Annotated in this window: 14 protein-coding genes; 4 read left to right on the top strand and 10 right to left on the bottom strand. The window is 58.0% G+C overall.

What is annotated here, in order from left to right:
• Positions 1–64 precede the first annotated feature (64 nt).
• The 3 genes from ACZ1HE_RS18505 to trpB all read left to right on the top strand — a co-directional run bounded on the left by ACZ1HE_RS18505 (position 65) and on the right by trpB (position 2,330).
• On the top strand, positions 65–550 hold the full coding sequence (locus ACZ1HE_RS18505; protein ID WP_472623186.1) for a fasciclin domain-containing protein: 486 nt from the start codon (positions 65–67) through the stop codon (positions 548–550).
• Positions 551–678: 128 nt separating this feature from the next.
• Positions 679–1,014 carry a hypothetical protein gene (locus ACZ1HE_RS18500; protein ID WP_472623184.1) on the top strand — a complete coding sequence of 112 codons (336 nt, stop codon included), beginning with the start codon at positions 679–681 and terminating at the stop codon, positions 1,012–1,014.
• Between the two features lie 68 nt (positions 1,015–1,082).
• Complete coding sequence (trpB, locus tag ACZ1HE_RS18495; protein ID WP_472623182.1) at positions 1,083–2,330, top strand: tryptophan synthase subunit beta; 1,248 nt, start codon at positions 1,083–1,085, stop codon at positions 2,328–2,330.
• A gap of 99 nt (positions 2,331–2,429) precedes the next feature.
• Here trpB and hmuQ read toward each other — a convergent pair whose 3' ends face one another.
• The 3 genes from hmuQ to ACZ1HE_RS18480 form a co-directional block, all read right to left on the bottom strand.
• On the bottom strand, positions 2,430–2,750 hold the full coding sequence (gene hmuQ, locus ACZ1HE_RS18490; protein ID WP_472623180.1) for a heme-degrading protein HmuQ: 321 nt from the start codon (positions 2,748–2,750) through the stop codon (positions 2,430–2,432).
• A 332-nt stretch (positions 2,751–3,082) separates the two neighbouring features.
• Entirely contained in the window at positions 3,083–3,619 is a 537-nt protein-coding gene (locus tag ACZ1HE_RS18485; RefSeq protein WP_472623178.1) for a luciferase domain-containing protein, read from the bottom strand.
• A 66-nt stretch (positions 3,620–3,685) separates the two neighbouring features.
• Positions 3,686–4,276, bottom strand: a complete 591-nt coding sequence (locus tag ACZ1HE_RS18480) for a YceI family protein (protein ID WP_472623176.1) — start codon at positions 4,274–4,276, stop codon at positions 3,686–3,688.
• 124 nt (positions 4,277–4,400) lie between these two features.
• On the opposite strand from ACZ1HE_RS18480, the gene ACZ1HE_RS18475 reads away from it, so the two are divergent.
• A complete protein-coding gene (locus ACZ1HE_RS18475; RefSeq protein ID WP_472623174.1) occupies positions 4,401–4,982 on the top strand; it encodes a TetR/AcrR family transcriptional regulator in 582 nt (193 codons plus the stop codon).
• Between the two features lie 330 nt (positions 4,983–5,312).
• Here the strand turns inward: ACZ1HE_RS18475 and ACZ1HE_RS18470 are convergent, their stop codons facing one another.
• The 7 genes from ACZ1HE_RS18470 to ACZ1HE_RS18440 all read right to left on the bottom strand — a co-directional run bounded on the left by ACZ1HE_RS18470 (position 5,313) and on the right by ACZ1HE_RS18440 (position 13,039).
• On the bottom strand, positions 5,313–5,681 hold the full coding sequence (locus tag ACZ1HE_RS18470) for a DUF2237 family protein (protein WP_472623172.1): 369 nt from the start codon (positions 5,679–5,681) through the stop codon (positions 5,313–5,315).
• A gap of 9 nt (positions 5,682–5,690) precedes the next feature.
• Complete coding sequence (locus ACZ1HE_RS18465) at positions 5,691–6,854, bottom strand: serine hydrolase domain-containing protein (RefSeq protein ID WP_472623170.1); 1,164 nt, start codon at positions 6,852–6,854, stop codon at positions 5,691–5,693.
• A 249-nt stretch (positions 6,855–7,103) separates the two neighbouring features.
• Positions 7,104–7,793 (bottom strand): aminoacyl-tRNA hydrolase, encoded by a 690-nt coding sequence (gene pth, locus ACZ1HE_RS18460; RefSeq protein ID WP_472623168.1) that lies wholly within the window; start codon positions 7,791–7,793, stop codon positions 7,104–7,106.
• Positions 7,794–8,050: 257 nt separating this feature from the next.
• A complete protein-coding gene (locus tag ACZ1HE_RS18455; RefSeq protein ID WP_472623166.1) occupies positions 8,051–9,967 on the bottom strand; it encodes a DUF3604 domain-containing protein in 1,917 nt (638 codons plus the stop codon).
• A 186-nt stretch (positions 9,968–10,153) separates the two neighbouring features.
• Complete coding sequence (locus tag ACZ1HE_RS18450; RefSeq protein ID WP_472623164.1) at positions 10,154–10,804, bottom strand: 50S ribosomal protein L25/general stress protein Ctc; 651 nt, start codon at positions 10,802–10,804, stop codon at positions 10,154–10,156.
• A gap of 132 nt (positions 10,805–10,936) precedes the next feature.
• Positions 10,937–12,088, bottom strand: a complete 1,152-nt coding sequence (locus ACZ1HE_RS18445; RefSeq protein WP_472623162.1) for a M24 family metallopeptidase — start codon at positions 12,086–12,088, stop codon at positions 10,937–10,939.
• A 390-nt stretch (positions 12,089–12,478) separates the two neighbouring features.
• Positions 12,479–13,039, bottom strand: coding sequence for a hypothetical protein (locus ACZ1HE_RS18440; RefSeq protein ID WP_472623160.1), 561 nt, complete (start codon positions 13,037–13,039; stop codon positions 12,479–12,481).
• Positions 13,040–13,212 lie beyond the last annotated feature (173 nt).

The following is a 13,212-nucleotide window of genomic DNA, read 5'->3' as shown; positions in this document are numbered from 1 at the left end:
CGATCAAGTGATCCAATATCTGGGTGTTCGCGTATTCCTGTTATTCCAACATGGAGGACATGGAATGTTTCGTCGTATGTTTTTGAGCATGACCGCAGGCGCCGCGATCGCGGCCTCGGTGATGAGCCCCGCAACTGCTGCCGGTCAGGATATCGTGGACACTGCCGTGGGTGCAGGCACCTTTGGCACGCTGGTCGCCGCTGTGCAGGCCGCAGGGCTGGTTCCGACACTGAAAGGGCACGGCCCGTTCACCGTTTTCGCGCCCACGGACGAGGCATTTGCGGCCTTGCCCGAAGGCACGGTTGAAAGCCTGCTGTTGCCCGAAAACAAGGACCAGCTGGTTGCCATTCTGACCTATCATGTTGTCCCGGCCAAGGTGATGGCAGGTGACATTGCAGGCAAGAAGGCCAAGGTTCTTACAGTTCAGGGGGACCGCTTGGATGTGAATGCACGCAATGGCGTCAAGGTTGATGGGGCCAAGGTTGTTGCCGCCGACATCGAGGCATCCAACGGTGTGATCCACGTGATCGACAAAGTTCTGCTACCCTAAGTTTTCGCCCGATGAACCGCCAAACACCCAAGCGAACCGCTTGGGTGTTTTTCTATTTCGAAACAGGTCGCTACATGTGATCCGCCACACTCGCCGCATCGTACTTATTATGACAGGAGGGCAGGGTGATGATGGCGGCAATTGGCGGAGTTAGGTTGAAAAGCTGGCTTACAGCCCCCGAGTTCTTCTGGCGTGCACGGCGGTCTCTGCAGCAGGCCAAGGACAGCCCCGGATGCAGCCACGCAATCGTTTTCCCCAGGGGTGACATCTATTTTTCACTCAGTGTATGGGACAGTCCAGAGGAGATGATTGCCTATGCGCACAGCGGTCCCCACGCGCGTCTGCTCAAGGTCACGCCACGTCTCGCACATGTGCTCTACTTCCACCACTTCCCCTGCACCGAGATTCCGAATCCCGATGTCGCGTGGCAGCTGTGGCGACAGCAAGGGCAATCCGCAGCCTGATGCCTTTTTTGCATGGCAAATCCGGTCCGCACCTCCTATGAACATCTGGTACGACGACGGAGACTCTCATGGCCAACGACCTTTTCAACTCCTTCATGTCCGGCCCCGACGAAAGCGGGCGCTTCGGTATCTTTGGTGGACGGTTCGTCAGTGAAACCCTGATGCCGCTGATCCTGTCGCTGGAAGAGGAATACGAAAAGGCCAAGGACGACCCGACCTTCTGGGCCGAGATGGACGATCTTTGGGCCAACTACGTGGGCCGCCCGTCCCCACTGTATTACGCTGAACGCCTGACCGAACATCTGGGCGGGGCAAAAATCTATCTCAAGCGGGATGAGCTGAACCACACCGGCGCGCATAAGATCAACAACGTGCTGGGTCAGATCATCCTGGCACGCCGCATGGGCAAGACCCGCATCATCGCCGAAACCGGGGCGGGGCAGCACGGCGTTGCCACCGCCACTGTCTGCGCCAAGTTCGGCCTGAAATGCGTGGTCTACATGGGCGCGCACGATGTACAACGTCAGGCCCCCAACGTCTTCCGCATGCGCCTGCTGGGCGCCGAAGTGATCCCGGTCACCTCAGGCCGTGGCACGCTCAAGGACGCGATGAACGACGCCCTGCGCGATTGGGTCACCAACGTGCGCGACACTTTCTATTGCATCGGCACTGTGGCTGGGCCCCATCCCTATCCGGCGATGGTCCGTGACTTCCAGTCGATCATCGGCAAAGAGGCCAAGGAGCAGATGCACAAGGCCGAAGGCCGTCTGCCCGACACGCTGATTGCTGCCATCGGCGGTGGTTCAAACGCCATGGGCCTGTTCTACCCCTTCCTGGACGACAAAGACGTCAACATCATCGGGGTCGAAGCAGGCGGTAAGGGCGTCAACGAAAAGATGGAGCATTGCGCCTCGCTCACCGGCGGCCGCCCCGGCGTGCTGCATGGCAACCGCACCTACCTGCTGCAGGACGACGACGGTCAGATCCTAGAAGGGTATTCGATCTCGGCAGGCCTCGACTATCCCGGCATCGGCCCTGAACACGCTTGGCTCAATGACATCGGCCGCGCGCAATATGTCTCGATCACGGATATGGAGGCGTTAGAGGCGTTCCAGCTTTGCTGCTCGACTGAAGGCATCATTCCTGCGCTCGAACCCTCGCACGCGTTGGCCCACGTCATGAAAATCGCGCCCGAGCTGCCCGCCGATCACCTGATCTGCATGAACATGTGTGGCCGCGGCGACAAGGATGTGCAGACGGTCGCCAATTACCTTGGGTTCGACATGTCCGACACCGAAGGTCGTACTGCCGACTAAGCGCAAGCCAGATTGACTGGATGAAACAAGCCCCGGCAGACAATGATCTGCCGGGGCTTTTTGTTTTGGGTCCGCCAGAACCGGCATCCCGGCGGACGCTCACGCCTCGTGTAGAACCGTTTCGAACCCTTCGAACTGCGGGTGCCCCAGGATAGGGCTTTCGCCTTCGCGCTTGCCTGCGTTCTTATGCGCATCGCGGAACTGCTGGGATTTGGTCCAGGCCTCGAAATCGGCGCGGCTGTCCCAGATCACATGGCTGGAAAAGAGCGTGTGCTCGTCGCTCGACGGCCCTTTGAGCAGGCGAAACTCGCGAAAGCCCTTGAGCTCTTTCAGGCGGCTTTCCCGCGATTTCCAGATGGTTTCGAAATCTCCTTCCGAACCCGGACGGATCTTGAAACGGTTCATGGCAATAAAGCTCATCGGCTGTGCTTTCTTCTAGACGTGCAAGAGGATTGGCGCACGGCGGGCCTATGCCCCTGACCGCTGGCTGAGGCGCATCAGAGCGAAAGTTGCGGATAGGTGCAAGTGACGAGGTCAGCTTGCAGCCTGAACCGGATATTCACCACAACGTTTTGCAGATTAAATTGCGCGGGGCGGGAACTACAATTGCTGCTAACGGTTTGCACGCACACTCCGAGCGCTTTGCAACGGCAAGAATGTACGAAAGAAATTGACCGCGCAAAAACAAAGTGGCTGAAACAGCCCTCTGACAGGAAACAGGCATCACCCTGCGCTTTCGTAGAAGCACGCGTTTAGCCCAAGGTGTTGCCGGTTATGAAAATGTACGAACTTTCGATCAGATTGATTACGACATTCAGTTCTTCTGGTGTGGTCGGTGTATAGATCATGACAAAGCCACTCCACCCGGGACGCTGATTGGCCCAAGGATGTGCCACGGCCCATCCGGCCTCAATCGCCTTTTGCGCCAAAGTAGGGTCCAGCGAAGCATGCAGGCTGCCATCGGGATGCATATGCGCAAACTCAAAGCCACCGACAACTGATCCCGGTTGAGACAACGCCATGTCACGGTCAAGCTGAAAGCCAATCGCGCCAGGCAGTGATACGCGCGTCGGGCCAAGCTTGACCCCAGGGAATTGTGCAACACGCTCCAGCAACAAGTCGGCCAAATGAGCGTCAATTTCTACGCCTATCTGGATATGGGGCACTCCGGTTGTTGTTTCGGGACGAGGAGATTTGCGTTCCGGCAAGCTGTGCTCTTGGGCAAAAGCCAAAGTGCACATCAGTGCTGCCACCGCAGCGATCGCCAATGTTTTAAAGGAAGAATTCATTTCGTTGGCAGCCTGTCAGAAATTGGGAAAGGGCGCACGGCGCTGCGCCGCCGCCCTCGCAATGCGTCAATCAACCTTCAAAGCTTCGATATTGATCAACAGCTTGATTTCGTCGCTCACGGCGGGTGCAAAGGCCCCAAGCCCGAAGTCTGAGCGCACGATGGTCGCCTTGGCTGAAAGCCCCAAAGTGGGCGTGCCCTCCTTGGGGCCAAACGGGTATGGTGCTGATTTGTTGAGTGTCGTTTCCAAAATGACAGGCTTGGTGATGTCATTCATGGTCAGGTCGCCGGAAATTTTTGCAGTATTGGTCCCGGTCACTTCGATGCTTGTTGAGGCAAATGTGACCACATCACCGTCGTTCGCGCCAAAAAAGTCGTCGGACATAAAATGTTGCATGCGAGCGTCCCAGCCCGTGATCATGGATTTGACCGGCATTGAAACTGTGACTGACGACGCCGAGGGGTCATCTTCGTTGAACTCAACCTCTCCGTTAAAGCCCGAGAACATACCAAATGTCTCTGAAAACCCGATGTGATTATAGCTAAACATCACCTGGCTATGTCCAGGGTCCAGTTCGTAGGTGCCACTGTCAGCCAATGCCGCAGAGGCGCCCATCGACAAAAAAACCGCCAGTCCGGTTGCCGCTGTTCTAAACATTGATACCCTCCCAATTCAGATAAGATGTGTTGGTAGAATGGTTTGGGCATTAGCTCTTGTGCCCGTTCGTACTTATAGAACAGAATGTTCTGTAGTGCAACAATGTGTTCTATAGGAGGGGCGCTTGAAGGAAGATCCAAGACTGATCGCTACACGGCAGACTGCACTTGATGCGGCGCAAAAAATCTTGGTGGATGAAGGCGTGTTGCACGTGACGCACAACGCAGTTTCAAAAGCGACAGGCATTTCGCGCAGCACGCTCTACAGGCACTGGCCCGATGCCCGAAGTTTGCGAGACGCCGCGTTCAGGCGCATCGCGACCCCACCGAACATTCCTCCCAAAACGGATGGCCCGCTTCGCTCTGACTTGCGCTGGTTGCTTGGTGTTCTGATGGGCGCGTTGAATGACACGCCATGGGGCCAAATCGCGCCTCAGGTGGTCGCAGCTGCGTCCACCGATGAAGAAGCACGACTGGTGATCACGGAATTCATGAAAGACAGGTTCGCAAGTGTTGAAACTGTCTTTTTAGCTGCAATTGACCGCGGTGAGATCAACGACGAAGTTCCGGTTGAACAGCTGATAGAGCTGGCTATCGCTGCACCCTATTTCCGCAAACTCATACGCCACGACGTGCTGGACGCAGATTGGTTGGATCGGCATGTTGATCTACTTTGCAACATCGCGAAAAGCAATTCAGGGCGTTGACCATCGCCTGAACTTGCAAACAAAAAAGGCCGAGAAAAGTACTGGTTTCCCAGGTAGCGGTAGAGCGGCGGGCGCTGCGTGACATCCGCATGTGGCGTGGTCAAAACGTACCGCTCCTCGCAACCTTGATGTTTGCACCCGGATTTGACGCGGCTCTTCATTCGCATTGCAACATGGGCGGCTTTGGGTTCAAAGCGATCAACTCACGAGACCGCCAGAATGGCGGTTCTGGCGAAGTTGGTCAGGCCTTGCAAAGGTCGCTATCTGCGCTCAGAAGTCTTTAGAAGCAGAGTCTTTCTACTTGAAACATTCGAACCAAAGTACCCCACGTTATCCCGCACACTCTTGCAACACACTCAACGGCACAATCTCCAGCGCGCGCTGATGCGTGGCCTCGAGCGATACCTTGGGCGCGCAGCCCTCGTCGTGGGCCTGCATGAAACGCGCGGCGCACAGGCACCAGCTGTCGCCGGGTTTGAGGCCTGCAAAGTTGAATTCGGGCCGAGGTGTGCTCAGGTCGTTGCCGACGTATTTGGAATAGGCCAGAAACTCGGCCGTCATCACGGCGCAAACCGTATGGCTGCCCTGATCGGCGGCGCATGTGTTGCAATGCCCGTCCCGAAAGAACCCGGTCACCGGATCCGTCGAGCAGGCCAGCAGTGCGCCACCCAATACATTCACACTCTCATCGCGTTCCATAAGAGCAGCTTACAGGCTCTGCGCGATCTTGCGGAACATTTCTATGTTCTGATCACTGACGCCGTCTTCGCGAAACTTGCGATCTGCGCCCGTGGTGGTGATCAAAACGCCCCGAGACTGGTCGAAATACAGGTACTGGCCATAAACGCCACGCCCCATGAACTCGCCCTCATGCGCGCCTTTGGGAATCCACCATTGGTACCCATAGCCGATTTTGCCCGGCGCAGTCGGGGCCGAGGCAACGGTGGAATCCGCGATCCAATCGGCTGGCACAACCTGCTGACCGCCATATTCACCGTCCTGCAGGATCATCTGTCCAAAGCGCGCAAAATCCCGTGTGGTGAAATTCAACCCGCCCAGCACAAAAGCCACGCCCGCTCCGTCGGTGACATAATAGCCATCCCGCTCTAACCCCAGCGGCGCCAGGATCTTTTCGCTCAAGAGGTCGGAAATTGAACGCCCCGTGGCCCCCCGGATCACCATGCCGATCACATGCGTGTCAATCGAGACATACTGCCAGGTGTCGCCCGGGGCAGTGAAACTGTCCTTGAGTGAGGCGGCAAAATCGTCAAGCTCGCCCCCCAACGCAACGACGCGGCCCATTCGGTTGATGTCGGAATTGGGATCCAGATAATCCTCGTCAAACACCACCCCGCTGGCCATGTTCAGCACATTGCGGATGGTGGCATGCTCATAAGCGCTGCCCTGCAGCTTGGGTGCATATTTGGTGACCTTGTCGTCCAGCGAGGCGATCTCGCCCTCGGCAACCAGCACCCCAAAGAGCGCCGAGAGATAGCTTTTGGCGATGGACCACGAGATGCGGAGGTCATCGGCACCCGTGCCCAGGAAATACTGTTCAAAGCGGATTTGGCCGTTCTGCATGACCAGCAAAGAGGTCACTGCCCGCTCTTCGATCCACTGATCCGCTCCAGCGGGCAGGTCGTATTCCGCTCCGTAGGTCAATTCGGACGTTGGGCCATCTCCGCGCGGCAAGGTGGTGGTCAGGAAGGCTGCGTCCATGTTCGAGAAGTTTTGCACGATCTTTTCTTCTGAAAACAAAGAGTTCACGGCCAGCAGGCGCATGATCTCTTCTCGTTTCCAGACGCCTACGACAACTGCCGCAAGGATAAGTGCCAGCAGAACCCGACCCAGCCATTTCCCAAAAGTGCGCATGTTTTGAAATCTCCCCGTGTTGTCGGCATCCTGAGGGCGGCAACAATCAAGCGCAACGGAAACGTGGGGGAAGCGAGGGTCCAAAGGTGCAATGAACTCGGAGGCACTCCCGCCCGTCGTCAATGCCCCTTGCGGGACACCTCCTCCCGTTGGGCCGGGCAGTCGCAGGCTAGGCCTGCGACTGTGATGCCTGCGGCGATCGTTTGGAGTTGGTCAACCGAGGACGCGTCAGGCGCCCAGCCCATCAGGTCAACTGAAGCGATCCAACAGCTTCTGCATGGGGGAACGACTGTCCTTGGCGGGCTGTGCTTCAGCTACACTGGGTTTTGCCGCTGCCTCGGGTTTGGCAGAGGGCGATTTTGACGAGCGTGGCGGCGCAGTCCGCAGGGCCACCGCGTTCATGAATTTGCCACCGTCACCCTGCGCCAGATGAACGGCCCCGTCCGACACACCACGCAGTACATTTTCCAGCCAGTCCTCGTCCGCCTTGGCAAAGTCGTGCAGAACATAACCGGAGACCATCTCCTTGCGGCCCGGATGACCGATTCCCAGGCGCACCCGGTCGTAGGCAGACCCGATGTGATCATGAATCGACCGCAACCCATTGTGTCCCGCATGACCGCCGCCCGCCTTGACCCGTACCTTGCCGGGAACCAGGTCCAGCTCGTCGTGGAGAACCGTCACATCGGTACTGTCGAGCTTGTAGAACCGCATCGCTTCACCCACCGATTGGCCGGACCGGTTCATGAAAGTCTCCGGCTTCAGCAAGAGCACCTTCACACGGCCCAGCCGACCCTCAGCGATCTGTCCCTGAAACTTGCCCTTCCACGGCCCGAACCCATGATCGCGCGCAATCTCGTCCAGCGCCATAAATCCGATGTTGTGTCGGTTACCGGCGTATTTGCCGCCCGGATTACCCAATCCGACAAAAAGTTTCATGGCGCCTCTCAAAAAAGTCTGTTGCGGGTTCGGCGCCTAAATGCACCGAAACCCATGCGAAATCCAGCACGACAAGCCAGAAAACGTCGCAGGCTTCGGATCGCTTGGCACAATTCGATGCCTCGACACACACGGTTTGCGTTCTGCCGTGGCGCGCCGCGCGCAGCGCGGCGCTCGGCCCAACGAGAGGAAATGTTTCGCCAGAAACATTGACGACGGGCGGGAGACACCCCCTATGGGCTATTCTCGCTGATGCCTCACCCTTCCGGTGTGTACCAGATCGGAGAGGTATAGGCCCGTTCCGTGGTAGTCATGGGCACGGTGTCGTCCATCGTGACACCGAACCGTTTCGCCTCATACGCCGTCCAGCGCGGCGTGGGGATCTCGATCACACGTACATAGTAGAACGCGCGCAGGGCAGGGTCGAACTCTGGATCCTGCCAATAGGTGATCAACTCGGGTGCCCCAATGGTATTGGTCCAGGTGGCATTGGCCACATCGACCGTATTACCTACGGGCGGCAGCTTGCCATCCGCACCCGGCGCACGTTCGCCGCTCCAGGCCACGTCATAGATCTTCTCGCCGCGCGTGCCGTCCGCGTTCAGCCAGCCTTTGATCACCTGCACCCGGTCCAGGTTGCCGCTGAATGGGTCCTTGAGCGCGGCGATCAGGAAATTCGGCGCGCCTTCCCCTTTGCGCACGGGCAGGTCGGCGCCCATCGGCACGCCCTTGGCGTATCCCAGATCGGCGGGCAGGCGGGACATTGCGTCCGCTGCGGCGAAATCCCAGCCGCCAAAGAACCGCACCATGATCCGCGACCCGGTGGTGCCATACACCTCGCGCCGTTCCAGCGCGTCAAATATGGCGGCGCGGGTGTTTTCCGTGGCCCAGACAGCGGCATACCCGCCCGAGGCCTGCTTCCAGCCATAAATCGAAAATTCAGGATCCGGTGCCTCGATGACCAGATGCTCCCAGCGGTTGGGCTCGGGCTCGACTCCGGAATGCTTGCCAAAGAAGTTGTCCTCTTCCACTGCCGCCATGCCGGTATGCGCATCGGTCGAGCCGATCTGACCCACCTTGTAGGGGTTGATGCCCAATTGCTCTTCCAGCAACAGCCCGGTCTTATAAGCTTCGCGCGAATATTCGTATTGCAGCATGTCTTCAGTCTTGGCCTCGGTCCCGTTCAGGTTCGACGCATCCCATGTGTCGAAATCGGCAAACTCGTCGTCAGGGCTCAGGAACGGGTGGGCCTCGCTGTCGCCCTTGATCTGCGTGGTCTCGATCACCGGTTCGAACCGGGCGCGCAAGCGCGCATTTTCCTCGGTTAGCGGTGTTTCGTCGAAGTTCGACACCGAAAACAGCCGCCCGTTCGACAGGTTACCATTGTGCGGGATGGCAAGCACGTCGCCCCCGGTGCGGTCTTCATAGTCGGACAGATGCCTCCACAGGTCCTCGGGGTTCTTGCTGTCAAATTGCGAAAACGGCACCACTGTATTGGCCATGGGCGCATCGTCGCGGAAAATCACGTTGCGGTGGATGTTGTCACCACCCTCAGACGTCCACTCATACCCGATCAGTGCAGTGAACCGTCCCGGGTCGTTGTAGCGATCCGCAAGCGCCGTATAGCTTTGCCAGGCTTTCTTGGTGGCCTTTGGGTTGTCGATGGGCGGCGTGTCTCCTGACAGCGAGGCGACGATCTCCATCGCTGCCGCAAAGATCCTGTCATGGTCGCCGGTGGTCAGTTCGTCGTACCAAAGCTTACCTTGTTTCGTCGACAGAACAGCGGGGTCCCCCGCCAGAAGCTGCGGCATCAACCCATACATCTCGGCATGATCTGCGACGACCAGCCAATCCAACGGGCGCCCCAGTTTGGCGCGCAGACCATGGGTAGTGGTGATCTCTTCACCGCGGGCAAAGCGGAACGCGTCCTCCTGACTGACGGTGGTCATGGTGCCCGCGTCCACAGACACCTCGGTGTGCAGATGGGTGTCGCCCCACAGAAGCTGCGTCGGAAACGTCCGCCCTGCATAGGGGGAAAAATGATCGGCCACGAATTTCTGGGACACATCGTCCTTGTCCGGCAGCAAGTCCTGGACCTGGGCAAAACCGCATGTGCTCATCGTGATCAGCGCGGCCACTGACGTGGCGCAGGCGCGCGTCAAAATACCTGTCATAATAACTCTCCCACAAAGGCAGCAAGGCCGCCGTTTGATTCATGAAAATATTCGAATCAAGGAAAGTGTAGCAGCCAACCCATGGGCGTTCCAAATGCGCGGCCCCAAAACGAAAACACCCCCCGACCATGGGTCAGGGGGTGCAAAAATCAGCCTTGCCCGCAAATGGGGCAAGCAAAGCAGTTCTTATTCTTCTGCAGTTGCTTCGACTTCGGCCTCTTCGCCTTCGCCTTCACCTTCGCCATCTTCGTCATCCGCGGATGCCAGACCCGTCGGGGCCGAGATGTTCGCGATCACGAAATCACGGTCGATGATCGGTCTGGAACCGCTCGGCATATCAACTGACGAGATTGTCGCCACGTCACCAATGGCCATGCCGCTCAGATCAACTGTGATCTTCTCGGGGATGTCGCCTGCGGTGACCATCAGTTCAACTTCGGGACGCACAACAGTCAGAACGCCGCCGCGCTTGATGCCGGGTGCTTCTTCTTCGTTGACGAACTCAACCGGCACGAACAGGTTGATGCGGGTGTTGCGGCGCAGGCGCATCAGGTCGAAGTGTGTCGGCAGGTCTTTGACCACGTCACGCTGAACATCGCGGCAGATGACGCGGACGTCTTCCTGGCCTTCGACTTTCAGGTTGAACAGGGTCGCCTTAAAGCGGCCTGCTTTCAGCTTTTTCAACAGAACGTTGAACGGGATCTGGATCGCCAGCGGATCTACGTCACCGCCAAAAACAACACCCGGAACCATGCCAGCGCGACGCGCTGCGCGAGCGGCGCCCTTGCCTGTCCCCGCACGTTCCTGGCACTCAAGATCAGGAATCTGACCAGCCATATGAATTCTCCATAAGTTAGGGCGGGAATCCTCCAAGGCTGTATCCCCGCGTGAAGCCGCGCTCATAGACCACTTTGGGCGGGTTGAAAAGGGCTGAATCGGGGTCTCGTCAGTCTGCTACCCCTCTAAGCGTCACAATATCATGTCCGCCGCAGCTTTTGGATGGTCGGTGATCTGTTCATAGCCATCTTCGGTGATGATGAAGCTGTCGCCGACCTGCGCCCGAAAGGTTTCGGTCGTGACCGAGCCATCAACGGCAAAGACCATCCCTGGCTGCAACACGGTCGTATCACCCGTGACCAACTGCGGGTGCTCCAGATAGCTGAACCCGGTCGCCCGGCCACAGCGGAAGGGGTATTCGTACCCTGCGCCCTGGATCACCTCGGCATATTCCGCATGCACGCTTTCCGCCGTCACACCCGGCCGCAAGGCACGCAAGGCCGCCGCCTGACTTTCGACCGCCACCTCATAGATACGCTCCTGGGTCGGATCGCCGATCTCACCAATCCAGAATGTGCGGTCGAACCCCAGCTTGAAGCGGTGAAAATTGGTCATGCCGCAGAAGCACAAAAACACCGGCTCGCCGCGTCGCATGATCCGGGTCGAGGCGCGGTGATGCGTCTTGGTGATCTCGGCACCCGAGGCCATGATCTGAAGAAAATGCGTGTTGGGCGACATGTCGGCATCATCATAATGCGCCGCCAACAACTCGGCCGCCTTGCGGGTCCCGGCCTGCGAGGTGGCAATCGCCACCTCAAACTCGGGCACACCATCGCCAATCGCCGCGCGGCCCGCCGCCATCATTGCACCCGCAACTCGACCTGCGTGACGCGCCAGTTGCAGCTCTTGCGCGGATTTGATCATGCGCATGTCCGCCAGAAGCGGAGAGGTCGAGGCGATACGCTCGGCCAGCACCAATTCATCCACATAGGCCCGCACCAGTGGGGGCATGTGATCCGGCTCGATCCCAACACGGGCCGCTGCGCCAAGTGCCTCGGGCAGTTCCGCCCGCCATTCCGCGCCCATCCCGTCATTCCAGGCCGCAATTCGATCCACTCGCGCCGCGGCCGTAGCGGCGTTCAGATCGATGGTGGGGGTGATCAGTAGGCTGTCGCCGTCGCGCGGAACGACCAGAATGGTGGGCCGCCCGAATTCCATGTGCAGATAGTCGTAGTAGCCTGTCAGATAATAAACATTGTCATCATCAGTCACCAGCGCCACGTCGATGCCAGCCTCTGCCAGTCTTTGACGAAATTGGGCCATCCGGTCGGTGTACTGGCTCATCGCAAGGTCCTCACCCCAATTGTTCCAGGGATCAGCTTACGAAGTTTGTGCAGACGCGATTGTCTGTTTCCGACACCGACCCTATCGAACTGACAGAATGACTTCACGCAAGAAACCGCAGGCTCACAAGGTTCCGGTACGCCGCTGGTCAGAAAAAGAAAGAGACCCCGAATTTCAACTGCCTGTCAGGGCCGCCGGTCGGTGATCTATTCAACGTGTAATACCCAACGTTGAGGTCAACAGACGTTCCAGTTTCTTCGTTTGTGACAATGGTTTTACCGGCCATCAAGCCCAACGGCACGGTCCAGGCCTCATCGTTGTTGGGGCTGTTCCAATTATAAGAGATCGTGTTGTTGTAGCCAAAGTACCATCCTCCTCCCAGGCCGTAGATCAGGATTGGTTGAAGGATCGTTGTGTTAAAGTCGTTCTCGCCCCACATCTGGGCCAGAACCCCGCCCCACGACAAGTCACCGGTTTGTCCGAATATGACGGCTGCAGGTCCGGCCCCCAGCCGGGGCCTTTCAGAGAAGTTTTGGAATGTGTCGGCAGCGAAACCTGAACGCCAAAACCATAAGAGATGTTCCCACGTGGCGTGGGGGCATAGAACGCCTGAACGGTCGAATCCCCGATGCCCCAGTCCAAGCTCGTGTTTTGAGTGGGGTTTGCGATACCCGGCGGCAGAACCGCGCCCGGCTGCACCCCCTGGATCGGAATGATGCCGCGAAGGACCAGATTGGCACCATCAAGGGGCACCGCATATACCGGCTGAATTTGAAAGCTGTAGCTGTCTTCGTTGTTCGTGCCAGTCCGGAAGGCGATTGTATTGTCGGTCATGATGGCCCGGATATCCGCCAAAGGGTTCGCAGCCTTCCGAGCAGCCTGACATGCAGCGTCGCAATTTGCGTCATCAGCACTTAGGGAAGAGCTCAGAAACAAAGTTGTCAGAGCCATGAAATAAGACAACATTCTTTGCATGATGGTTCCTAAGCTGAGATATAGAATTCGGTGGGGGCGGTAGAAGCAGTATGGATCAACCGCACAATTTCGGCGGCATTGTCATTCAATAAATCGCATTTCAATCGACGTTGTGGCCTTTTCGACGCAAACCGGACCGCATCTTGTTT

Source organism: Falsiruegeria sp. JB4-1 (genome assembly GCF_055693495.1).
The sequence above is the reverse complement of the archived record's forward strand: the minus strand, read 5'-3'. Positions and strand labels throughout refer to the sequence as shown.